The 21,612-nt window shown below is 61.5% G+C and carries 22 protein-coding genes and 2 pseudogenes; 11 read left to right on the forward strand and 13 right to left on the reverse strand.

All coding sequences use genetic code 11. The features are described 5' to 3' along the window. The first annotated feature begins 485 nt into the window (after positions 1-485). Together ACP_RS18475 and ACP_RS18480 are read left to right on the forward strand one after the other, a co-directional pair. A complete protein-coding gene (locus ACP_RS18475; protein ID WP_202944466.1) occupies positions 486-1,226 on the forward strand; it encodes a reverse transcriptase domain-containing protein in 741 nt (246 codons plus the stop codon). A gap of 8 nt (positions 1,227-1,234) precedes the next feature. After that, a complete protein-coding gene (locus ACP_RS18480; RefSeq protein WP_202944467.1) occupies positions 1,235-1,735 on the forward strand; it encodes an RNA-dependent RNA polymerase family protein in 501 nt (166 codons plus the stop codon). Positions 1,736-1,869: 134 nt separating this feature from the next. Here the strand turns inward: ACP_RS18480 and ACP_RS12390 are convergent, their stop codons facing one another. The 6 genes and pseudogenes from ACP_RS12390 to ACP_RS17430 all read right to left on the reverse strand — a co-directional run bounded on the left by ACP_RS12390 (position 1,870) and on the right by ACP_RS17430 (position 4,767). After that, positions 1,870-2,196: a hypothetical protein gene (locus tag ACP_RS12390; protein ID WP_041839553.1), complete on the reverse strand. Its 327-nt coding sequence runs from the start codon at positions 2,194-2,196 to the stop codon at positions 1,870-1,872. A 27-nt stretch (positions 2,197-2,223) separates the two neighbouring features. Further along, positions 2,224-2,613, reverse strand: a complete 390-nt coding sequence (locus ACP_RS12395; protein ID WP_052294802.1) for a hypothetical protein — start codon at positions 2,611-2,613, stop codon at positions 2,224-2,226. A 140-nt stretch (positions 2,614-2,753) separates the two neighbouring features. Then, a complete protein-coding gene (istB, locus tag ACP_RS12400; RefSeq protein ID WP_015897673.1) occupies positions 2,754-3,536 on the reverse strand; it encodes an IS21-like element helper ATPase IstB in 783 nt (260 codons plus the stop codon). Beyond that, complete coding sequence (locus ACP_RS18830) at positions 3,520-3,930, reverse strand: Mu transposase domain-containing protein (protein ID WP_420794754.1); 411 nt, start codon at positions 3,928-3,930, stop codon at positions 3,520-3,522. The genes istB and ACP_RS18830 overlap by 17 nt, the downstream gene beginning before the upstream one ends. 15 nt (positions 3,931-3,945) lie before the next feature. Next, positions 3,946-4,509, reverse strand: a pseudogene (istA, locus tag ACP_RS18835) (IS21 family transposase); the annotation flags it as partial. Positions 4,510-4,521: 12 nt separating this feature from the next. Next, positions 4,522-4,767 (reverse strand): helix-turn-helix domain-containing protein, encoded by a 246-nt coding sequence (locus ACP_RS17430; RefSeq protein WP_052294804.1) that lies wholly within the window; start codon positions 4,765-4,767, stop codon positions 4,522-4,524. Between the two features lie 120 nt (positions 4,768-4,887). Here ACP_RS17430 and ACP_RS12410 point away from each other — a divergent pair. Beyond that, positions 4,888-5,823 (forward strand): annotated as a pseudogene (locus ACP_RS12410) (reverse transcriptase domain-containing protein); the annotation flags it as partial. A gap of 225 nt (positions 5,824-6,048) precedes the next feature. On the opposite strand, the gene ACP_RS12415 reads toward ACP_RS12410, so the two are convergent. Next, positions 6,049-7,238, reverse strand: a protein-coding gene (locus ACP_RS12415) for an IS3 family transposase (protein WP_420794747.1) whose coding sequence is annotated in 2 segments (ribosomal slippage) — positions 6,049-6,983 and positions 6,983-7,238 — 1,191 coding nt in all. Because the reading frame shifts where the segments join, the coding sequence is not laid out codon by codon here. An 83-nt stretch (positions 7,239-7,321) separates the two neighbouring features. After that, a complete protein-coding gene (locus ACP_RS12425) occupies positions 7,322-7,693 on the reverse strand; it encodes a hypothetical protein (RefSeq protein ID WP_015897677.1) in 372 nt (123 codons plus the stop codon). Positions 7,694-8,307: 614 nt separating this feature from the next. Here ACP_RS12425 and sucC point away from each other — a divergent pair. The 8 genes from sucC to ACP_RS12465 all read left to right on the forward strand — a co-directional run bounded on the left by sucC (position 8,308) and on the right by ACP_RS12465 (position 14,100). Further along, complete coding sequence (gene sucC / locus ACP_RS12430) at positions 8,308-9,483, forward strand: ADP-forming succinate--CoA ligase subunit beta (RefSeq protein ID WP_015897678.1); 1,176 nt, start codon at positions 8,308-8,310, stop codon at positions 9,481-9,483. A gap of 87 nt (positions 9,484-9,570) precedes the next feature. Next, entirely contained in the window at positions 9,571-9,891 is a 321-nt protein-coding gene (locus ACP_RS12435) for a four helix bundle protein (RefSeq protein WP_015897679.1), read from the forward strand. A gap of 20 nt (positions 9,892-9,911) precedes the next feature. Beyond that, positions 9,912-10,787 carry a succinate--CoA ligase subunit alpha gene (gene sucD, locus ACP_RS12440; RefSeq protein ID WP_015897680.1) on the forward strand — a complete coding sequence of 292 codons (876 nt, stop codon included), beginning with the start codon at positions 9,912-9,914 and terminating at the stop codon, positions 10,785-10,787. 110 nt (positions 10,788-10,897) lie between these two features. Next, a complete protein-coding gene (locus ACP_RS12445) occupies positions 10,898-11,143 on the forward strand; it encodes a hypothetical protein (protein ID WP_015897681.1) in 246 nt (81 codons plus the stop codon). Beyond that, on the forward strand, positions 11,140-11,520 hold the full coding sequence (locus ACP_RS12450; protein WP_015897682.1) for a type II toxin-antitoxin system VapC family toxin: 381 nt from the start codon (positions 11,140-11,142) through the stop codon (positions 11,518-11,520). The genes ACP_RS12445 and ACP_RS12450 overlap by 4 nt, the downstream gene beginning before the upstream one ends. A gap of 62 nt (positions 11,521-11,582) precedes the next feature. Continuing rightward, positions 11,583-11,999 (forward strand): nucleoside-diphosphate kinase, encoded by a 417-nt coding sequence (gene ndk, locus ACP_RS12455; protein ID WP_015897683.1) that lies wholly within the window; start codon positions 11,583-11,585, stop codon positions 11,997-11,999. 134 nt (positions 12,000-12,133) lie between these two features. Beyond that, positions 12,134-12,925, forward strand: coding sequence for a DUF3050 domain-containing protein (locus tag ACP_RS12460; RefSeq protein WP_015897684.1), 792 nt, complete (start codon positions 12,134-12,136; stop codon positions 12,923-12,925). A 191-nt stretch (positions 12,926-13,116) separates the two neighbouring features. Then, positions 13,117-14,100: an aldo/keto reductase gene (locus tag ACP_RS12465; protein ID WP_041840273.1), complete on the forward strand. Its 984-nt coding sequence runs from the start codon at positions 13,117-13,119 to the stop codon at positions 14,098-14,100. A 252-nt stretch (positions 14,101-14,352) separates the two neighbouring features. Here the strand turns inward: ACP_RS12465 and ACP_RS12470 are convergent, their stop codons facing one another. The 5 genes from ACP_RS12470 to tldD form a co-directional block, all read right to left on the reverse strand. Then, entirely contained in the window at positions 14,353-15,285 is a 933-nt protein-coding gene (locus ACP_RS12470; protein WP_012680514.1) for an IS481-like element ISAcp2 family transposase, read from the reverse strand. A 137-nt stretch (positions 15,286-15,422) separates the two neighbouring features. After that, positions 15,423-16,352, reverse strand: coding sequence for a TetR/AcrR family transcriptional regulator (locus ACP_RS17435; protein WP_148215146.1), 930 nt, complete (start codon positions 16,350-16,352; stop codon positions 15,423-15,425). A gap of 963 nt (positions 16,353-17,315) precedes the next feature. Further along, positions 17,316-18,533: an excinuclease ABC subunit UvrC gene (locus ACP_RS18350; protein ID WP_015897689.1), complete on the reverse strand. Its 1,218-nt coding sequence runs from the start codon at positions 18,531-18,533 to the stop codon at positions 17,316-17,318. A 266-nt stretch (positions 18,534-18,799) separates the two neighbouring features. After that, positions 18,800-20,182, reverse strand: a complete 1,383-nt coding sequence (locus ACP_RS12490) for a TldD/PmbA family protein (protein WP_015897690.1) — start codon at positions 20,180-20,182, stop codon at positions 18,800-18,802. Beyond that, the gene (gene tldD / locus ACP_RS12495; RefSeq protein WP_015897691.1) at positions 20,179-21,606 is read right to left on the reverse strand and encodes a metalloprotease TldD; all 1,428 of its coding nucleotides are present in this window, start codon (positions 21,604-21,606) and stop codon (positions 20,179-20,181) included. Before tldD ends, ACP_RS12490 begins: the two co-directional genes overlap by 4 nt. Positions 21,607-21,612 lie beyond the last annotated feature (6 nt).

A 21,612-nucleotide genomic window follows, 5' to 3' on the forward strand; every position in this document is an offset into this window, starting at 1 on the left:
GAGCCGCGAAATATCCCTAACTTCAGGACGCCGACGCCTTGACACAACGCGGAAGGCAACATCCTGACAAGCAGTATGGCGAGCTTGGCAGGAGTCCTGCGCGGTCTATGACCCTGGCATGTAGGGACACACTTTGCACGGAAATTGAGAGATCCCGGGTTCACCTGAGAGCGGCCAGCGTTCTCGGGACGCATCGGGAAGTCTAAGGACAGGAGCCGATGATGAACGAACACGGGAAGTCGGACAGACTCATAGTACCGGGGAAGTCTCCGAACAAAGCCAGAGTATCGGTGGCGGAGGAGATGGAGGGAAGGGGTCTGACCAAGGGGAATCTGGGCCAACAAAACGCGCCCCGGACTCAGAGCCGGATCAAGGGGGTCCCCGGCGACAGGTCTTCGTCGCTGGGGTCTCTCAGCGCGCCAAGTGAGTTGGAACAGATACGACAAACGGCAAAATCGAACAAGGATGCAAGGTTCACTGCTCTGATGCATCATGTCTACCGGATCGACACCCTGCGGTTCGCCTACTTGCAGTTGAAGAGGCACGCTGCGGCGGGTGTGGACGGGGAGACATGGCGGCACTACGGCGAGGCTCTTGAGGAGAATCTCCAGAATCTCTCCCATAGACTGAAGCGCGGGGCATACCGGGCCAAGCCGGTGCGTAGGGTGTACATCCCGAAGGCGGATGGGCGGCAGCGACCGCTCGGCGTCCCGGCGCTCGAAGACAAGCTCGTTCAGAGAGCGACGGTGGAGGTACTGAATCAAATCTACGAAACCGACTTCCTCGGCTTCTCTTATGGGTTCCGTCCAAAGCGGCACCAGCATAAAGCGCTGGATGCGTTGTGGTGTGGACTCCATGAGCGACGTGTGAACTGGGTGCTGGACCTGGACGTGCGCAGCTTCTTCGACAGGCTGTCGCATGAATGGCTGGTCCGGTTCCTCCAGCATCGGATAGCGGACCGGCGCGTTGTGCGTCTCATCCAGAAATGGCTGAACGCGGGCGTGCTGGAAAAGGGCAAGCGAACCTTCGTGGAAGCAGGCTCGCCACAGGGCGGAAGTGCATCGCCCCTGTTGGCGAATATCTACCTCCACTACGTCTTCGATCTCTGGGTTCAGGCATGGCGTAAGAAGCGTGCGCACGGCGATGTAATCGTGGTGCGTTATGCGGACACATCGTGGTTGGGTTCGAGTACAAAGACGAGGCCGAACGGTTCTGGTTGGAACTGAAAGAACGAATGGAGAAGTTCCAACTGGAGCTGCACCCGGAGAAGACGCGGCTGATCGAGTTCGGACGCCATGCGGCGAAGAACCGAAAGCGCGCCGGTCTGGGCAAGCCGGAGACCTTCGACTTCCTCGGCTTCACGCATATCTGCGGGAAGACAAAGAAGGGAAGGTTCATGGTGCTTCGGCAGACGATTCGCAAGCGCATGCAGGCCAAGCTGCAAGAGGTGAAGATCGGCTTGTGGCGGCGCATGCATGACCCTGTTCCGGAAGTCGGAAAGTGGTTGAAGTCCGTTGTGGGCGGGCATATCCGATACTTCGGAGTGCCGGGCAACCGGCATGCTCTGGCCCATTTTCGTTACACCGTGAGCAACCTCTGGCATCGCGCTCTGTGCAGGCGAAGCCAGCATGGTCGCGTCAAGTGGGAACGAATGAAACGGCTCATCCGCAAATGGCTTCCTCCGGCCCATATCTGCCGTCCTTATCCTTCGCGCCGTCTGCGCGTCACCACCTGAGGTAAGAGCCGTATGCGGGAAATCCGCCCGTACGGATCTGTGCGGGGGGTACGGCGTAAGCCGTATCCCTACCGCGACTACGTACATCCGGTGCGGAGCACCGTTGTGGTTCCGGGAACGATATTTCGGTTGCATCAGCTCCTCGTACCCGCGACGGAATCCACCGAAGTGCTGCCGTTGGCAGCACGGCTTGCAGGCTTTCTCGGAGACTGCTCCGGTGAGTCATTGGGCGATGGTTTGCGAGTCCTCAGAGTGGGCGTGACGGTCTGCGCTTCGGAGGACTTCAGGAACTCCTGGAAGTCGCGGTCCTTCGAGAAGATGTAGGCGAGCGCCTGTTCGATGACTTCATCCGCTGTTGCATGGAGGAATGCGGCATACTGATCGAGTTGGGTAGCCGTCGTGTCGAGCAGCCGGATATAGGCGTTGATGTGCCGGGTTCGGGTGACTTCAAGCAGGGGCATTTGTGTTCTCCTTCGTGGGGTGCGTGTTCAGGCTGTTCTCTTGCGTGCGACCATACGCTCCGCTGTCGAGGCTATCTCTCTCGCTCGGACTGCACAGAGGGCGCGGGGAAACTCGAAGCGGCGACGCACTTCAAGCATGGTGATAACGCCGTCGATGCGGATGCCTTCGAGCAGCCAGAGATGAGCGGAAGCGACATCGATGGTGCGCTGGGCGTAGTAGACGGGGTTGGGCTTGTCGGAGCGCCGGGAAGCCAGTTCCCGCGTCAACTTCATGGCATCGGCTCCATGGGCGAGTTGCGCCGTGACCCAGGCCCAGTCCTTCTCGGAATTGCTGCGCTTGCCCTTATGGGGCGGAAGCGTATGACCGAATGACGTGCCTTCGGCTACTCCTCCGCCGACATGGAAGTCCTCTGTCAACGCCGTTTGAAAATTCCTCGTATTTGGGCGTTTGAAAATTCCCCACTTTTGGCAGGTTGAGATTTTGGATCAGGCCGGGAGTGTGCGGCGGAGGGCGTAGCCCGGAGCCGCATACTCCCGGAAGCCGGTCCAGGTTGGGGTCAGGCTCCTTCCCTGTTGGGGGTTTTGGCGGCGATCACCCCGGCCTTCTTCTTGTCCTTGAGCCGGTAGCTCTCGCCCTTGATGTTGATGGTGGTGGAGTGGTGCAGCAGACGATCCAGAATCGCCGACGCAATCACGTTGTCAGCGAAGATCGTGCCCCAGTCGCCATAGCTCTTGTTTGAGGTAACGATGATCGATCCCTTTTCATAGCGCTCGCTGACCAGCCGGAACAGGCAGGTGGCGGCGAAGGGATCCAGCGCCAGATAGCCCATTTCATCCAGGATCAGCAGCTTGGGCTTGACCAGCAGGGTCATCCGCTCCTTGAGCTTGTTCTCGTCGCGGGCGCGCTGGAACTGCTGCACCAGGTCCTGCACGGTGACGAAGTAGACCGTGTTTCCGGCCACGATGGCCTCGGTGCCGAGCGCGATGGCCAGATGCGTTTTACCCACTCCGGGCGGGCCGAGCAGCAGCACGTTCTCCTTACGTTCCAGAAACGCCAGACCGGCCAGCTCGCGCAGTTTGCGCTCGTCGACCGAGGGCTGGAAGTCGAAATCGAACTGGTCCAGGCCCTTGTTGTAGGGGAAATGCGCCCATTGGGTCTTCAGGCGCACGTTGCGCGTGTGCTTGGCCTGGCTCTCGGCTTCCAGGGCCTGCTCCAGGAAATCCAGATAGGGCAGGTCCTTGGCTGAAGCCTCTTCGGCGATGGCTTCATAGCAGTTAGGCAGGTGCGACAAGCGCAGCCGCTGCATGTGGTTGAGCAGACGTTCAGACTGTAGCGACATGGGCCACCTCCTCGTAGATATCCAGCGAGCGGAGCTCCACCACGGGCACGGGATGATGCAAGCCGACGCCGGGACCGGGCGTTAGCTCCGTGGTTGGCGCTGATATCGGAGCCGTTGATCTACGGACCCTGCGCGGCAAGCCGGCATAGTGCGCCGGGTCGATGACCGCCTGGCCCTTGCCTGTGGCCATGCGGTGTTCGGCGATCAGGTCCCGCTGATGAAAGATGCGGATGACGCGCACATCCAGAGGTTCCCGTACCGCCACGCTCTTGCCGGCATACGCATGCGGCACCGAATAGCGGTTGCCGCGATAACTCAGCAGGCAATCCTTCGCCACCTGGCGATGGCTGAGGTAACTGGTATCGTAATCCGGCTGGCCGCCGAGTGGCGTCAACCCTTCTCGCGCAAACCGCTCCAGAGGAACCTCGCGCGTGGTTCCATGCACGCGCCGGTTGGCTTCTTCGCACCACACCAGCGCTTGATGGTTCAACTCCGGCAGGGAATCGAAGCTCGTCCCCGGCCAGAAACTCGACTTGATGTACCGGATCGTAGACTCAATCTTGCCCTTCGTCTCCGGCCGGTAAAGATGACAGACCCGCGGCACGAAGCCGTAGTAACTGGCAAAATCCAGCATCTTCGTATGAAAGCGTGGCTGCCCATCGATGCGGTCCAGCACCACCGTCTTCATGTTGTCGGTCAGCACCGTCGCTGTGACTCCACCGAAATGCCGGAAGGCATGCACCATGCAGTTGAGAAGTGTCTCCACATCCTGCCGCTGTGTGAACTCCGCGTACTGCATCCGCGACCAGCCCAGCGTCAGCGCAAATCCGTACAGCCGCCTGCCGCCCCAGTTGCCGAAATGACCCCAGTCCATCTGCGCCTGTTCGCCCGGCTCCGTCTCGAAACGCACAAACGCCCGCTCCCGGTCTTCGCTTCGCCACTCCCGCACCGTCGTTTTCACTTGCGTGTAACAGCCGTCATAGCCTCACTTGCGCATCTCCATAAATAACCGGCTGGCGTTATGCACGCCCTGCTCCCAGCGCTCCCGCAGCCAGGGCCGCCAGGGATCGATCTTCCAGCTCTTCGGCTTGCGTTCATACGCCCGCGGCGCTTCCCGCAGGTACTTCCGCACCGTCTTGCGGTCGATGCTCAGATGCCGGGCGATCTCCGTCACGCTCCAGCCCTCATGATGCAGCTTCTGTATCTCCATGAAATCCTCCAGTCGCAGCATCCTTCATCCTCCCGGATCAGAATGCCGCCGCTCGGCCTACACCGGGGATTTTTCAAACGCCACTTTTGAGGATTATTCAGACGGCGCTAACAGACGAATTTCCTCGGCTTCTCCTACGGGTTCCGGCCCGGACGCAGCCAGCATCAAGCGCTGGATGCTCTGTGGTGCGGGCTCGACGGGAGACGTGTGAACTGGGTGCTGGACCTGGACGTGCGCAGCTTCTTTGATACGCTGTCGCACGCATGGCTGGTCCAATTCCTCCAGCACCGGATAGCGGACCGGCGCGTCGTGCGTCTCATCCAGAAATGGCTGAACGCGGGCGTGCTGGAAGAGGGTAAGCGAACGCAGGTGGAGATGGGTTCTCCGCAGGGCGGAAGTGCATCGCCACTGCTGGCGAATCTCTACCTCCATTACGTCTTCGATCTCTGGGTTCAAACATGGCGTCAAAAGCGTGCGCACGGCGAGGTGATCGTGGTGCGTTACGCCGATGACATCGTGGTCGGGTTCGAGTTCAAAGACGAGGCCGAACGGTTCTGGTTAGAACTGAAAGAGCGAATGGAAAAGTTCCAACTGGAGCTGCACCCGGAGAAGACGCGACTGATCGAGTTCGGACGCCATGCGGCGGCCAATCGAAAGCGTGCCGGTCTGGGTAAACCGGAGACCTTTTCCTTCCTCGGCTTCACGCATATCTGCGGGAAGACGAAGAGGGGAAGGTTCATGGTGCTTCGGCAGACAGTTCGCAAGCGCATGCAGGCGACGTTGCAGCGGATCAAGACCGAGTTGCGACAACGCATGCATGACCCTGTTCCTGAAGTTGGCGAGTGGTTGAAATCCGTCGTGGGCGGGCATATTCGATACTTCGGAGTGCCGGGCAACCGGTATGCTCTGGCCCACTTCCGCCTCACGGTCAGTCGTCTCTGGCAGCGCGCTCTCACGCGGCGAAGTCAGAAAGGACGTGTGCCGTGGGAGCGGATGCAACGGCTCATCCGCCGCTGGCTTCCTCCGGCCCATATCTATCATCCCTATCCCTCGCGCCGTCTGCGCGTCATCACCTGAGGCAAGAGCCGGATGCGGGAAATCCGCCCGTCCGGATCTGTGCGGGGGGTACGGCGAAAGCCGTATCCCTACCGCGACGTTGCGTCAATCCCGTGCGCAAGCACGGAACCGGCAAGGTGTAGCGAATGCAAGAGTCGTACGGTGAGGGCCTAGCCCGCATATCTCACAGGTGGACTGTTGAAGAGGAGAGTCAGCGGGCTGAGCTGGCCCCTTGGTTTAGTCCGGTTAAGTGAGAGCACTCGCGGTTGAGTTTAGCAGCGATGGATTATCGCCGCAGTCGGGGCTGTGCGGATGTGGGAAGCGCGTAGCGGTTTCCACATCCGCACAGCCCCTGCGAAATTCCTCCGGGGTCAGATATCCGAGCGAGCTGTGAGGGCGTACCCAATTGTAATCAATCCGCCAGCTTTCGATGGTTTGCCGAGCATCGTCCAGCATCAGGAACCAGTGTTCGTTCAGGCACTCCTCGCGGAACTTGCCGTGGAACGATTCGATGTAGCCGTTCTCCATCGGGAGACCGGGCGTGATGAAGTGCAGCGTAACCTGGTTCTTGTAAGCCCACTGGTCCAGCAGCTTCGAAGTGAACTCCGTCCCATGATCGATGACGATCCGCTCGGGCAGTCCGCGTTCCAGGCGGAGTCTCTCCAAAACGCGGACCACGCGCAGCGCCGGCAGGGATGTATCGACCTCGATGGCCAGCATCTCCCGCGTGTATGCATCCTCGATCGACAGAGTGCGCAGCTTGCGGCCGTTGGCCAGAGCATCGTGCAGGAAATCCATCGTCCAGGTCTCGTTCAGCCGAGTGGGCGGCAACAGCGGCACCCGCGCCTGGGCGCAGACCCTCCGTCGGCGTCGCCTCCGTCGCACCACCAGCTTCTCCTCCACGTAGATCCGGTACACCCGCTTGCTGTTCACCTTCCAGCCCTCCCGCTTCAACAAAATGTGCAGCCGCCGGTAGCCCCAGCGCCGCCGCTCGTCGGCCAACTCCCGCAACCGCTTGCGCAGCTTCTCGTTGGCAGCCTCGTATCGACTGGCCCGCGGCCGATACCGCACCATCGCGCGCACGACTTCCAATTGCCCACAGGCCCGCCGCTCCGAAGACTTCGTTGCCTCACGAAAGACCCGAACGGCTTCTCGCTCCGCCTGTGGGCCTACCACTTTTTTGACAGCACCGCCTTGAAGCCCACAATATCCAGCGCCTGCTCGGCCACCAACTGCTTCAGCTTGCGGTTCTCCTCTTCCAGATGCCGCAGCCGCTGCGCATCGCTGACCTCCAGGCCGCCGTACTTCGCCTTCCAGCGATAGAACGTCTGCTGGCTGATCCCATGCTTGCGGCATAGCTCCGCTGTATCGAGCCCTGCTTCGGACTCCTTCAGAACTCCTACAATCTGCTCTTCTGTGTACCGGCTCTTCTTCATCCGTTCTCCTCGTCGGCCTCCAACTGCTGGCCTTCATTATCGGAGAACTCTCACAACCTGTGGACTAATCGGAGGGGTGCAGCTCACACCTGCGTGGAACCGACATATTTGTCCAGCGCGCCCTCAACGACCGCGCGCAGCTTCCTGGGACGCGCAGCGCTGATCTCCCCACGCTTCGCCCGCGCCTCCTGCGTCAGCAGATACTCTCTGCCCACCTCGCGAAACGGATGGTTGAACACCGGAACGTCATGCTTGATCCGAAAGCGAATATCCGCATCCTGGTCAAAGGCCCGTTCCCGCGCCACATCGATGTCGGTCGTTTTGAGCGAAACCGTCTTGTAGCGGTCAGCCTTCGGCATCTTCATGCGGCAATACCACATGCGATGGTCCACATCGCCGCGCCGAAAGAGGATCAGCCCCGGCTTGAGTTCCGTTTTGTCGGTGACGAATGCCATATTCGCCTCCCTCATTTGGACGCGTTCTGTGCAGATTCCGTGTAGGAATTTTTCGCAAGTCGTTGAATTTAGGTTTCTGTGCAGGACTCGTGCAGTAATTATCAAAATACTATGTCTATTACTGCCAGTTATTTACGATGTAATTGTCATCCCGGCCAAACCAAGTGCACCGGGGTCCCCACGAACAGGTCCTCGTTCGTGGGGTGGCGAGTGGAGGGACCTGCATTCCCATCCCGAACTCCACCCCCACTCGCGATGCGTCATTCTGAGCTGCGAAGCGGCGAAGAATCCCGGCGATGCCTCCATCCCGGATGCTGTCGCAAGTTTCTCCCAGCATCCCCCGCCACGCCCCTCCCGGCGTCCGCAGCGAGCACGCCCCACAACTGACCACTGGGGACTGACAACTGACAACTGACAACTGGCAACTGGCAACTGGCAACTGACAACTGACAACAGACCACCCGTTTGCCCGCTCCTCTGAGCGTCCGCTACACTGGCATGTCACCTGTTTTTGCTTGTTCTGCGCGGTCTTTCCGCGTGCATTTTGGTCTGCGGTCTCTACTTACAGCACTTTTTAATCCACTGAACAGGAAGCGTTCTGCCGGAAATTCCCTATGAAAATTCATGAGTATCAGGCGAAGGACATCCTGGCGAAGTACGGCGTTGCCGTACCCCGGGGTGAGGTGGCCAACACGCTCGAAGAAGCGATGGATGTGGCCAAGCGGCTCTTTGCCGAGGGCGCGAAGGGCGTCGTCGTCAAGGCGCAGATTCACGCCGGAGGCCGCGGCAAGGGCGGCGGCGTCAAGGTTGCCAAAACCCTCGAAGAGGCTGAGCAGTACGCCAAGCAGATTCTCGGCATGCAGCTCGTCACCCACCAGACCGGCCCCCAGGGCCAAAAGGTGCAGCGCCTGCTCATCGAAGAGACCGCGGCCATTGATCGCGAACTCTACCTCGGCATCGTGCTCGACCGCGCAGCCGCCAAACTGGTCTTCATGGCCTCGCAGGCCGGCGGCATGGAAATTGAAGAAGTCGCCGCCAAAGATCCCTCGGCCATCTTTAAGGCCTATATTGATCCGGCCGTCGGCTTCCAGGCCTACCAGGCGCGCCAGTTGGCCTTCGCCCTCGGCCTCAAGCCCACCCAGATCAACGACGCCGTCAAATTCATGATGGGCCTCTACAAGGCCTATATGGATACCGACGCCTCGCTGCTTGAAATCAATCCCTTCATCACCACTAAGGACGACAAGCTCTTCGCCCTCGACTGCAAGATCAACTTCGACGACAACGCCATGTTCCGTCACAAGGACCTCAAGGAACTCCGCGACATCGCCGAAGAAGACCCCCTCGAAGTCGAAGCCTCCAAGTACGCCCTCAACTACATCAAGCTCGACGGCAACATCGCCTGCATGGTCAACGGCGCCGGTCTGGCCATGGCCACCATGGACATCATCCAGTACGCCGGCGGCATGCCCGCCAACTTCCTCGACGTGGGCGGCGGCGCCAACCAGCAGCAGATCGAGCACGCCTTCGAGATTCTGCTCTCTGACAAAAACGTGCAGGCCGTCTTCATCAACATCTTCGGCGGCATCCTGCGTGTGGACACCCTCGCGCACGGCGTCGTCGGCGCGGCACAGAAGCTCAACGTCAAGGTGCCGATCGTGCTGCGCCTCGAAGGCACCAATGTCGAAGAAGGCCGCAAGATCCTCAAGGACAGCGGACTCAATTTCATTGTTGGTGACACCATGCAAGACGCCGCGCAAAAAGTAGTCGCAGCAGCCAAGGGACAGTAGCTATTAGCTTCTAGCCCTTGGCCTTTAGCTGTTAGCCAAAATACAATGGCGCAGAATTTTCAAGAGCTTTTGGTATGGTAACGCGCGATGGAAATGACGGTCGCTGTTTATGAGTTCAGCCGGTCATTTCCTCGCGACGAACTCTACGGATTGACTTCCCAACTGCGAAGGGCCGCGGTTTCGGTCGCAAGTAACATCGCCGAGGGAAGAGGACGGCTGTCAGACGGCGAGTTCCGGCAGTTTCTCGGCCTCGCACAAGGATCAAATTATGAGGTTCAAACCCAGCTTCTTGTCGCAAAGCGGTTGAAGATGGGGGAGCCGGAACAATTACGCAAAGCTGAGTCTCTAAGTCTGGAGACAGGGAAGATGCTCAGCGGATTGATCGCTTCGCTCGGTGCTAAGAGCTAGAAGCTAGGAGCTAAAAGCTTATGGCTGTACTGGTAAATAAAGAAACCCGACTCATCGTCCAAGGAATTACCGGCAAGGAAGGCACCTTCCACGCGAAGGGTTGCGCCGAGTACGGAACCAAGGTCGTCGGCGGTGTCACGCCCGGCAAGGGCGGCACCACGCATGAGGGCTGGCCGGTGTTTGACACCGTGCAGAAGGCCGTCGAAGAAACCGGCGCCAACGCCACCGTCATCTTCGTGCCGCCGCCGTTCGCGGCTGACGCCATTCTCGAAGCCAATGAGGCTGGCCTGCCCCTCATCATCTGCATCACCGAGGGCATCCCCGTCAATGACATGGTCAAGGTCTGGAGCGTGCTCAAGCACTCCAAATCCACCCTCGTCGGCCCCAACTGCCCCGGCGTCATCTCGCCCGGTAAGGCCAAAATCGGCATCATGCCCGGCCGCATTCATAAGGAAGGCAACGTCGGCATCGTCTCCCGCTCGGGCACGCTGACCTACGAGGCCGTTTACCAGCTCACGCAGCGCGGCATCGGCCAGTCCACCGCCATCGGCATCGGCGGCGACCCCATCATCGGCACCACCCACGTAGACGCTCTCAAGCTGCTCAACGAAGACTCCGAAACCGAGGCCATCATCCTCATCGGTGAAATCGGCGGCACCGCCGAAGAAACCGCTGCGGAGTACGTCAGGAACCACGTCAAGAAGCCGGTCGTCGGCTTCATCGCCGGTCAAACCGCGCCTCCGGGCCGCCGCATGGGCCACGCCGGAGCCATCATCTCCGGCGGACAGGGCACTGCCGCCGAAAAGATGAAGGCGCTCACCGCCGCCGGCATCCACGTTGTCCAGTCGCCGGCCGAAATCGGCGAAACCGTCGCCCGCGTCATCGGCAAAGCATAATTCCGTTCAAGAAGCCCCTCAAAGGCACTTTGGCTCTCATGTCAAAGTGCCTTTTTATTGCACTCGAAGCCGATGTACATGATTAACATTATAGGTGTACATTAAAGTACATGGAAGTCCCCATCACTAAATTCCGCCATGACCTCTTTGACCTCGTCCAGCAGGCGATGGAAGGCAACGAAGTCTGGGTCCGCTACAAGGGCCGCCGCTTCCGCATCGCGCCAGAGGGTAGCGTGGGCAGCCGCATCTCGCGCGTCACTCCTCTGCAGGTGCTCAATCCCGAAGCCTCGCCCGAGGAGCCGGCCCTGCTCGAAGAGATGACCCGCGCCTGGGAGAAGGACTGGTCCGCTCTGTGATTGCCTACCTCGACACGAATGTCGTGGTCTGGCTGGCACAGGGCGACCTCAGCCGCATCTCCGCCCCCGCTCTGGCCGTTCTTGAGGAAGCGGACCTGCGCATCTCTCCCATGGTGCTCATTGAGCTTGAATACCTCCACGAAGTGCGCCGGATACTCCTCTCCTCCCGTGAAATTCTGCTGAAAATCGAGCACGAGCTGGGCGTCGAGGTCTGCAATCTCTCCTTCCCGCGCGTCGCTCAGGTCGTTCTCGACGAAAAGTGGACCCGCGACCCCTTTGATCGCACCATCGTGGCCCACGCCAAAGCCAACGGCCTGGCATCTCTCGTCACAGCCGACGAAGAGATCAGAAAGCACTATCCCAAAGCCGTCTGGTAACCAATCGCGGCCTTCTCTCGCATACACTGGTACTAACGCATTTTTTTCAAGGAGAACCCCAGGTGTCCCAACGCACCTTCAGCATCATCAAGCCAGACGCGGTCCGCAAGGGCCACACCGGAGCCATCCTCGCCGAGATCGAGAAGGCCGGTTTCAAGATCGTCGCCATCAAGAAAGTCTCCATCTCCAAGGCGCAGGCCGAGGGCTTCTATTACGTGCACAAAGAGCGTCCCTTCTTCGGCTCGCTGACTGACTTCATGTCCTCCGGCCCCATCTTCCCCATGGTGCTTGAGAAGGACAACGCCATCGCCGACCTCCGCAAGCTCATGGGCGCCACCAACCCGGCCAACGCCGAGGAAGGCACCATCCGCAAGAAGTTCGCTGGCTCCATCGAAGAGAACGCCATCCACGGCTCCGACGCCGAAGAGACCGCCGCCTTTGAAATCGGCTACTTCTTCGCCGGCTGCGAACTGGTCTAGCCTCCCATCCTCGTCCGCCTTGCGCGGGCACAGCTTCGGGCGCTGCGAAAACGTAGCGCCCGTTCTGTTTGTGCCGTCACACGCGCCCGCACTCTCGCGCAACGCGACTTGCCGGCTCACATCCAACAGGTGCCATGACTGACCATCTCTCGACTCTGCAAAACCGCATTCAACCCTACCGCGCGCAACTGGCCGAGCACCCGCTTTACGCCTCGCTCGAGACACTCGAAGACCTCCGCCTGCTCATGCAGTCGCACGTCTTCGCGGTCTGGGACTTCATGTCCCTCCTCAAGTCTCTGCAGCGCACTCTCACCTCGGTCGACGTGCCCTGGCAGCCCACCGCCGATGCCGCCGCCCGCCGCTTTGTCAATGAGATCGTCCTCGGCGAAGAGAGCGACCACCACAACGGCCGCACCTTCAGCCACTTTGAGCTTTACCTTGAGGCCATGCAGCAAAGCGGAGCCGGCACGCGTCCCGTGCAGAGCTTCATCTCAGCCCTGCGCGCCGGGCAAAGCGTCGAACAGGCCCTTTCCTTCACGCCCGTTCCCGCCGCGGCCGCGAACTTTGTGCGCAGCACCTTCGCGGTGATCGAGGCCGGCTCCTTGCCCGCCATCGCCGCCGCCTTCACCTTCGGGCGCGAAGACCTCATCCCCGACATGTTCCGCGGCTTCGTGCGCGAGCTGAACGCCACAAAGCCCGGCCAGGTCGAAACCTTCCTCTTCTACCTTGAGCGCCACATCGAGCTTGACGGAGACGATCACGGCCCGCTGGCCCTGCGCCTCATCCAGTCCCTTTGCGCCGACGACGCCACCCGCTGGCAAGAGGCCACCCACGCGGCAGAGGCCGCGCTCAAGGCCCGCCTCGCCCTCTGGGACGCCATCTACGCCGAGGTCATCACCCGCCAATACGCCCCCGTCGCCTCCTAGTTTCCAGCCCGGCGCCCCGGGTCCACGTGCCCCGGGCCCGTCCGTCCGGACCCGGATCACGGCTGCTCTCGAAAGTTTCTCCCATCCTGCTTTGTGTCACTGCCAGTTGTCATCAGAATCTCTGCCCAGGGCGCCGAAGGCGCGTGCGCCCGGACGGCCAGTCCCGCCCGTCCCCAAGTATGCTGGTGTGCATGGAATTCTTTACCCTCAACGGCGCGCAGGTTTCGCGCATCGGTCTCGGCACCTGGGCCATCGGCGGCAGTGAGTGGGGCGCGGTCCCCGAGGCCGACGCCATCGCCACCTGCCTCGCCATCTTCGATCACGGCATCAACCTCATTGACACCGCGCCCATCTACGGCTTTGGCCGCTCTGAACAGCTCATCGGCAAAGCCATCCGCCAGCACGGCCGCCGTCAGGACTTCTACATCGCCACCAAGGCCGGCCTCGAATGGAACGATCGCGGCGTCTTCTCCAACTCTGATCCCGCCCGCCTCCGGCAGGAGTTTGAGGACTCGCTCCGCCGCCTCGGCACTGACTACGTGGATCTCTACCAGATCCACTGGCCCGACACCACTCTGCCCGTCGAGCGCGCCGCCGAGGTGCTCCGCCAGCTCTTCGACGCGGGCCGCATCCGCGCCGTCGGCGTCAGCAACTTTTCCGCCGCGCAAATGGACGCCTTCTCAAAGATCGTCCCCCTGCACTCCAACCAGCCGCCCTACAACCTCTTCGAGCGCGAAATCGACGCGAGCACTCTGCCTTATTGCCACAGCCACAACATCGCCGTGCTCACCTACAGTTCGCTCTGCCGCAGCCTGCTCGCCGGCCGCCTCAAAGCCGATACGCCCATCCCCGAGGGCGACATTCGCCGCGAAGACCCCAAATTCCAGCTGCCCCGCTTCGCCCAGTACCTGCAGGCTGTCCAGCAGCTCGACGCCTTTGCCCAGCAGCACTACGGCAAGCGCGTGCTTCATCTGGCCGTGCGCTGGGTTCTCGACCGTCCCGGCATCTCCGCCGCCCTCTGGGGAGCCAAGCGCCCCGAGCAACTCGCGCCCATCCCCGAAGTCATGGGCTGGCATCTCGATGCCTCCGCCATGGCCGAGATCGATCGCATCGTCGCCGCCTGCGTTACCGATCCCGTCGGCCCCGAATACCTCACCCCCGGCGTCCGCACCTAAGCGGCAACGGGTGCCCCACGTCTCGCTTCTGAGACGTGGGATTCAAAGTTCCGAGTGCGCCGGGTGCCCCATTCAAGCCTGGTTTTGGCTTGAGTGGGGTTGCTTCTTTTGCCTCGCAGAACACCTGTATCAGGGCACGGCTTCAGCCGTGCCGGTAAGCAGCCAATAGGGACGGGCTTCAGCCCCTGCATCCCACCCACCTTTGTCATCCCGGCCAAACGAAGTCAGTGAAGGCCGGGTGCCTGTAGAAGGTCAAGAGGTTGTTCCTTCTTGGGATCGGCTGCTTGGCGGTTTGTAGTTGAGGCTACCATGAGGTCTTTCGTGGTTGTAGTAGTGGATCCAGGACTGCAAGTGTTGATCTCTCTGGCTGGAGTCGGTCCAGTGTTTGGCGTAAGCCCATTCGCGCATGGCTGTCTGGATGAAGCGCTCGGCCTTGCCGTTGGTTCTGGGGGTATAGGGCCGAGTGCGGCTGTGTTTGATGGCCATCTGCTGGCAAGCCTGACGGAACTGGCGAGAGCGGTAGCTGCTGCCGTTGTCGGTCAGCAGCGCGCGGATGCCGATACCATGGCTGGCGAAAAACTCAACCGCCGCGTGCAGAAAACCGATCGTGGTTTCCGCCTTCTGATCGGCCAGCATCTGGGCGAAGACCATGCGCGAGTGATCGTCGACGGCCACATGCAGAGCCAAAAAGCCCGGGTGTTCCTTCTTGCCCCGCAGCCTGCCGTCGCCGCGCAGCGAGACCTCGCCGAAGCGCGTCATGCCTTTGATGTCCAGATGCAGCAAGTCGCCTGGAGCGGCATGCTCATAGCGAACCACCGGCGGAGGCGGGTTCAGATCGCGCCATCGGCTCAGCCGCGCGCGCCGCAAAATACGGCTCACCGAAGACACGCTCACAGCGCTGCGCCGGGCGATCTGATACCCCGGCATGTAACCCCGCCGTAGCTCAATCACACTCAGCCGCAACGCCTCCGGCAAGCGCCGCGGGCTGCGATGCGGACGCGAGCTGCGGTCCCGCAAGCCATCCGAACCCTCGGCGCGATACCGGCGCACCCATTTGCCGGCCGTCTTTGCGCTCACGTTGAAGCTGGCCGCGGCCAGCTTCAACGTGCACCCGGTACAAATAACTTTTCTCGCCAACTGCTCTCGACTGTAAGGCGTTAGACGAGCATTCTGGTGAATGTCCATTCGATCTCTCCGAAGACTCTGCTTGTTCGCCACAAACAGCTTCTCCGCGAAATTTCGAATGGACAACCTCTTGAAACATCACAGGTGCCCCACATCTCGCCTTTGAGATGTGGGTTTCTCCGTCTCACTGCGCTCGATCAACGAACCATCAGATACGCGGCCAGGCTCCGCAGCATCTCCTGAAACACCGCGTCGTCGTCCATCTCCAGCACCCGCTCCCACACCGACTCACCCGCCAGCGTAATCGTCTCAAACGCCGTTCCTGCCTGCATCATCGCAAAGCGCAGTGCTTTCTCCGGCTCTGGATGCCGAATCTCGTTCCGGTAAACCATCAGAAGATCCACCAGCAGCATGTAGCTGTCGGCAATCAGGTTCGCCGCCTGCTTCTGAAAAGCCTTGTCCTCGGACTGCTCCAGAAACTGCCGCAGAGCCCTCCGCGCCGCCTGTGTCTGCCGGTTCTGCGAATACATCGCCGCCATCATCGCGGGCAGCGCCTGCGCAAAGGGAATCCCCTCCAGCTTCTCCGCCGTCAACTCCTCGCGATTGGTCCGCGCCGCGTGCTCCAGCATGTCCAGAAAAGCCGCCTGCAGCAGCGCGTCCTTGTCTTCAAAGCGCCGGTACACATTCGCTGCCGAAACCCCCGCGGCCTCGGCAATCTTCGGGATGGTCGCGCTCTGCAGCCCCTGCTTGCTCACCACCTTGATGGCCGCATGCATCAACTTCCGGTGCGTCTCCTGGCTGCGCTCCTGCTGCGGCGCAAATCCGGCGCTCGCCGCCGCCTTCTTCTGGCTTGCCTTGCCGCCCGCTTTCACCTTGGGCTTCGCGGCCGCCGCACGAGGCTTCGCCGTCTTTTTCGCCGCCGCCTTCGCCTCGGTTTTCGTCGTAGCCTTTGTAGCAGCCTTCGTCGCAGTCTTCGCCGTAGTCTTTCCGGCTGCCGAAGCAGTCTTTTTCGCGGCTGGGCGCGCAGCTTTCTTTTGAGCGGATTTGGCAGCGCGGGCTCCGGCTTTCACCGGCTTGCGCGACGACTTTGAGGAGGGTTTGGGCGTCATGCCCACCAGTCTAGCCACGAATTCATCCAAAAAGCGAATCCGCATTCACTTTTCTCGCCCGCCGGTACCGGAACCGCATCCCTCCCGCCCCCTGTTACCCTGGCTGGAGCAACACCCGTCCCCTTGTCATCCCGGCCAAACGAAGTGAACCGGGTGCCCCACATCTCAAAGAGATGTGGGTGAAAAGCCCAATCAATCGAACCCTCTGTATCAGGGCATGGCCTTAACCCCTGTTGAAGGGTACGGGCTTCAGCCCGTACATCCCCACCGAAAAAAGACGGGGCTTCAGCCCTGAGGGAATGCCCTCACCCACGGATGCGTCATTCTGAGCGAAGCGAAGAATCCCGGCGATTCCTCGGATTCAAACACCGCCCGAAGTTTCTCCCACCATTCCCGTCGCATCCCTGTATCAGGGCATGGCTTCAGCCATGCCGCAAAATGCTTGTAAAAGAAGGGGCTTCAGCCCCTGACGGGTACGGGCTTCAGCCCGTACATAGCCCCGCAAAAGACACCGGGCTTTAGCCCCTGAGGGAATTCCCGCCCTCACCCCCAGTTGCCTTACTTCTCATTCTCTGCGTCCCTTTGATTGATAAGTGTTTTATAATCAATCGTTTATGTGACATCAATCGAGCAGGGAATGCAAATGTGAATGAGCATTCGCTTTTATGGGCGCCGCGCTTAATCATGTAAGCCTATTTATATCAATTACTTGAACGACAAATTGGCTTCACTGCGGCTTCTCGAAAAAAGCCCCTCGCAAAACCCCTTCAAAAAGAGAATCCCAATTCACATTTCCGGCGATGCCGAATAAACCTCAATCCGTCAATCTTTTACACGAGGCCTTATCCGCGCATTTCGCCCAGCGGCAGAAAAAATGCGATTCCGCATTCACTTTCCCTGCAAAATACCCATAACCCGCTGTTTTTCAATCGCATACGGAGAAAATTTACGCAAAACCACGCCGCAAATGCGATTCTGCATTCACATTCCGGCCCGCACCACCCGGGAGACAGCCCGCAGCACCGCCTTGCCCGCAATCTCCCCCGCCGGGCTGGCAAAGACCATCTCGCCCACCCGCTTGGTCTGCGGCCTATAAAACCACCGCTTGAACAACGCCAGATGATCGGCCAGCATCGCTGAGGACGGCTTCTTCAGCCGCTCACGCAGCGCCGCGAGCGCCTCCTCCAGACGCCGGTCCAACTCATCGCGGCTCGCCGCCGGCACCGGCTCGCCCTCCGCCCGCAACGGCACCGGCTCCACCATCGTCGGGTGCGCAAACAGCGACGACGAGCCGGACTGCTCATTCGGGTGCCGCATCCCCAGCGTCGAAAAGAGCGCCGGCCCCGCCATCTGGCCGCCCTCCAGCAGAAACAGCGCCACCGTCTCCGGCTCTACCGACGGCTGCACCATCACGCCGTGCAACTGCGTCAGCGGCCGCACCGCCTCCGGCAGCGCGCCCATCACCTCGTCCACGCGCTCCACCCGGGCATGCACCTCGGCGGCCTTCTCAAAGTCCAGCGCCTCTGAGGCGGCTTCGCGCTCGGCCGCCAGCCGGGCCCGCAGGCTCTCGCCCCGCGTCGCCAGAAAGTCATGCACCGCCGCGGCTTCCTCGTCATAGCGGGCCCGCGTGCAGCCTTCAAAGCAGGGCGCCAGGCACTTTCTCATCTCCGAATAAATGCACCCGGCAAACGCCGGGTCCGGCTCTAAATCCTCCTGGCAGCGCCGCAGCAGAAACAGGTTCAGCATCTGCTCCAGCCACCTTTCCGCCATCCATCGCGAAGGGAAGGGCCCAAACAGGTCCTCGGCCGCCTTCAGCGTCAGCCGCGTTGCCGGATACACGCGCGGAAACTCATTCTGCATCGACATCCGCAAGAAGACCGGCGCGCGCAGATGCATGCGCTCCCGCGCCCGCTCGCCCATCGCCTCCACCGACGCCTGGTACAGGCACAGCAGCGCCTCAAACTCTGATCCGGTGCGCGTGTACTCAATGCGGCGAATCTGCGCCGCCAGTTGCAGCCGCTTCGACTGCTCCGGCTTGGGGTCCAGCAGCCGCTTCAGCCGCCGCCGCAGATCGGGCGTGCGATTCAGATAGGGCTCCGCCCGCTCATCCGCGCCAAACAGCGCAAACACGCCCGCTTCGGCAGGAATCTCGCTCCACGGCGGATTCTTCACATCAAAGGCCAGCGAGTGCGTCAACATCCAGGGCTCCCGCCCTCCAGCTTACCGAATCCGTGAGGGAAGCGAAGACGGCGGCTCGTTCGCAGGAAGGTTCCGGTGCCCCGTTCAAGCCTGCCGTTGGCTTGAGTGGGATAGTTCCACTTAAATTCTCATCCCGACCGAGCAAAGCGAGTGGAGCGACCTGCATGACCTCTCCCCCGCCAACTCCGGCAGTGCCTACCCGCAAGCAACGCGAGCGCAGAGAGAACCGGCACCAGAAGGCGCCGAAGGCGCGTACACCTGGATGGTCAGTCCCTCCCGGAGATGGTCATGCCGTCCACGCGCAGCGTCGGCGCCGAGGTTGAGCTGCGAAACACCAGGTCATTGCCCATCGCGGAGATGTTCTGCAGCATGTCTTTCAAGTTCCCCGCCACCGTAACCTCCTGCACCGGGAAGGCCAGCTCGCCATTCTCAATCCACAGCCCGGCCGCGCCACGGGAGTAGTCGCCGGTGACCATGTTCACGCCGCGCCCCATCAGCCGCGTCACATAAAAGCCCGTGCCCACCTGCCGCAGAATCTCTTCCGGCGTCGTCGTTCCGGCTTCCATGAAAAGGTTGTGTGAGGCCGTGTAGGGGTTGCCCGCCAGCCCGCGCCCCGCGTTGCCCGTGCTCTGCATCTTCAGCTTGCGCGCCGTGTAGCTGTGCAGCACATAGCTCTTCAGCACTCCGTTCTCCACCAGCACATTGCGCCGCGTCGGCAGTCCCTCGCCGTCAAAGGGGCGGGTGCCAAACCCTCCGGGAATCGTCCCGTCATCCACCACCGTCAGCCCCGGCACGGCAATCGTCTCGCCCAGCTTGCCGGCTAGAAAGGACGCTCCGCGCCACACCGCATCGCCGCTCACCGCGTCAAAAATCGCGCCCACCAGCCCGCCTGCCAGTTCCGGCGCAAACACTACCGGAGCCTGCTGCGTCTTCACGCGCCGCGCGTCCAGCATGCGCAGCGTACGCTCGGCCGCAATGCGGCCCACCTCTTCAGGAGAGTCGAGCTTCGCGAGCGAGCGCGCATTCGAGTACCAGTAGTCGCGCTGCATCTCGCCGTCCTTGCCCTGCGCGATGGGGCTCGCCACCACCGAGCAATACGAAGACCGGTACTCCCCGGCAAATCCCCGCGAATTGGCAAACGCCATGCGCCCGGTGGCCGCGTCAAAGCTCGCGCCATCGCTGTTCACCAGCCGCGCATCGCCCGCCAGCGAAGCGGCCTCGGCGCGCTTGGCATAGGCAATGCGCTCCTCGGTTGGCAGCGAATACACATCGTCAAAGTACAGCTCCAGATCGCCGTCCAGTTGCCCAAAGCTGCCCGGCTCCGGAAGCCCCGCAAACGGATCTTCCGAGGTCACCTGCGCCAGCGCCATCGCGCCGCGCACCAGGTGTTCAAGGCCATCCGGGGTAAGGTCGCTCGACGAACTGCTGGCCACGCGATAACCGTTCTCGCCCGCCACCAGCACGCGCAGCCCGATGCCCCGCGACCCGGACTCCTTCAGCGTCTCCACCTCGCCCATGCGCACCGTGGTCGAAAACTCATCGCCCTCGCGCACGCTCACCTCGGCATCGCTCGCCCCGGCACGCAACGCGCGCGCCACCATCTCGGTGGCGAGTTCCTGCAACGTACTCGAAATCGCCGCGTTGCTCATCGTCCCGTCCCGCCCACCGTCATCCGGTCCAGCTTCACGGTCGGCATGCCCACGCCTACCGGAACGCTCTGCCCGTCCTTGCCGCAGGTGCCCACGCCCTCATCGAGCGCCAGATCGTGCCCCACCATCGAGACATACTTCAGCGCCTCCGGCCCGTTGCCGATCAGCGTCGCATCGCGCACCGGAGCCGTCACCTTGCCATCCTCAATCAGGTACGCCTCGCTCGCCGAGAAGACAAACTTGCCCGTCGTAATGTCCACTGACCCGCCGCCAAAGTTCACCGCATACAGCCCGCGCTTCACACTGCGCAAAATGTCTTCCGGAGCGTCCTCGCCCGCCAGCATATAGGTGTTCGTCATGCGCGGCATGGGAATCTGCTGGTAGCTCTCACGCCGTCCGTTGCCCGTGTGCGGCATCTTCATGAGCCGGGCCGAGAGCTTGTCGCTCATGTAGCCCTTCAGAATGCCGTTCTCAATCAGCACCGTTTCCTGCGTGGCCGAGCCTTCATCGTCCACATTCAATGATCCGCGCCGGTTCTTGAGGGTGCCGTTGTCCACCACGGTGACCTTTTCGCTCGCTACAGGACGCCCGATCAGCCCCGCAAACGCCGAGGTCTTCTTGCGGTTAAAGTCCGCCTCCAGGCCATGCCCCACCGCCTCATGCAGCAGCACGCCCGGCCATCCCGGGCCCAGCACTACTTCCATCTCGCCCGCCGGAGCCGCTACCGCGCCCAGTTGCAGCAGCGCCGTCCGCGCGGCCTCGCGCGCAAAGTGCTCGGGCGTCTTTTCCGTCTCGAAGTAGTCGATCTCCACGCGCCCGCCGCCGCCCGAGGTGCCCTGCGCCGTGCGCTCGTCATTCTTCGCCAGCACAAAGACGTTCATGCGCGCCAGCGGCTGCGTGTCGCTGGCAAAGGTGCCGTCCGAGGCCGCAATCAGAATCCGCCGTAGCTCATCGGCATAGCTGGCCCGCACCTGCGTGATGCGCGAGTCATAACCCCGCGCCACCTTGTCGGCGCGGTGCAGCAGGTTGAGCTTCGCCGTAATGTCGATGTCGGCTTCCGCCCCCGGCACGGGATACAGGCTCGGGGTCCGCGTTTCTGTGAAGCCCTGCACCGGCTGCTTCGCCGGGCCGCTGGCAATCAGCGCCGCCGTGCGCGCCGCGCGCAGCAGCCGGTCAGCCGAAAGATCATCGGTATACGCATAGCCGGTGCGCTCGCCGCTCAGCACGCGAATGCCGCATCCTGCACTCACCCCATGGCTCGCCGTCTTCACAATCGACTCGTCCAGCCCAATCGACGAGGCCGTCACCGACTCAAAATACAGGTCCGCATAATCGCCGCCCGCTGACAGCGCCTCGCCCAGACAGCGCTCCAGCAGCCGCTCGGTGATGCCAAATTTCTCAAAGAAATACTGCTTGTGATCCATCGTCTG

The organism is Acidobacterium capsulatum ATCC 51196, from assembly GCF_000022565.1.
GTDB lineage: Bacteria > Acidobacteriota > Terriglobia > Terriglobales > Acidobacteriaceae > Acidobacterium > Acidobacterium capsulatum.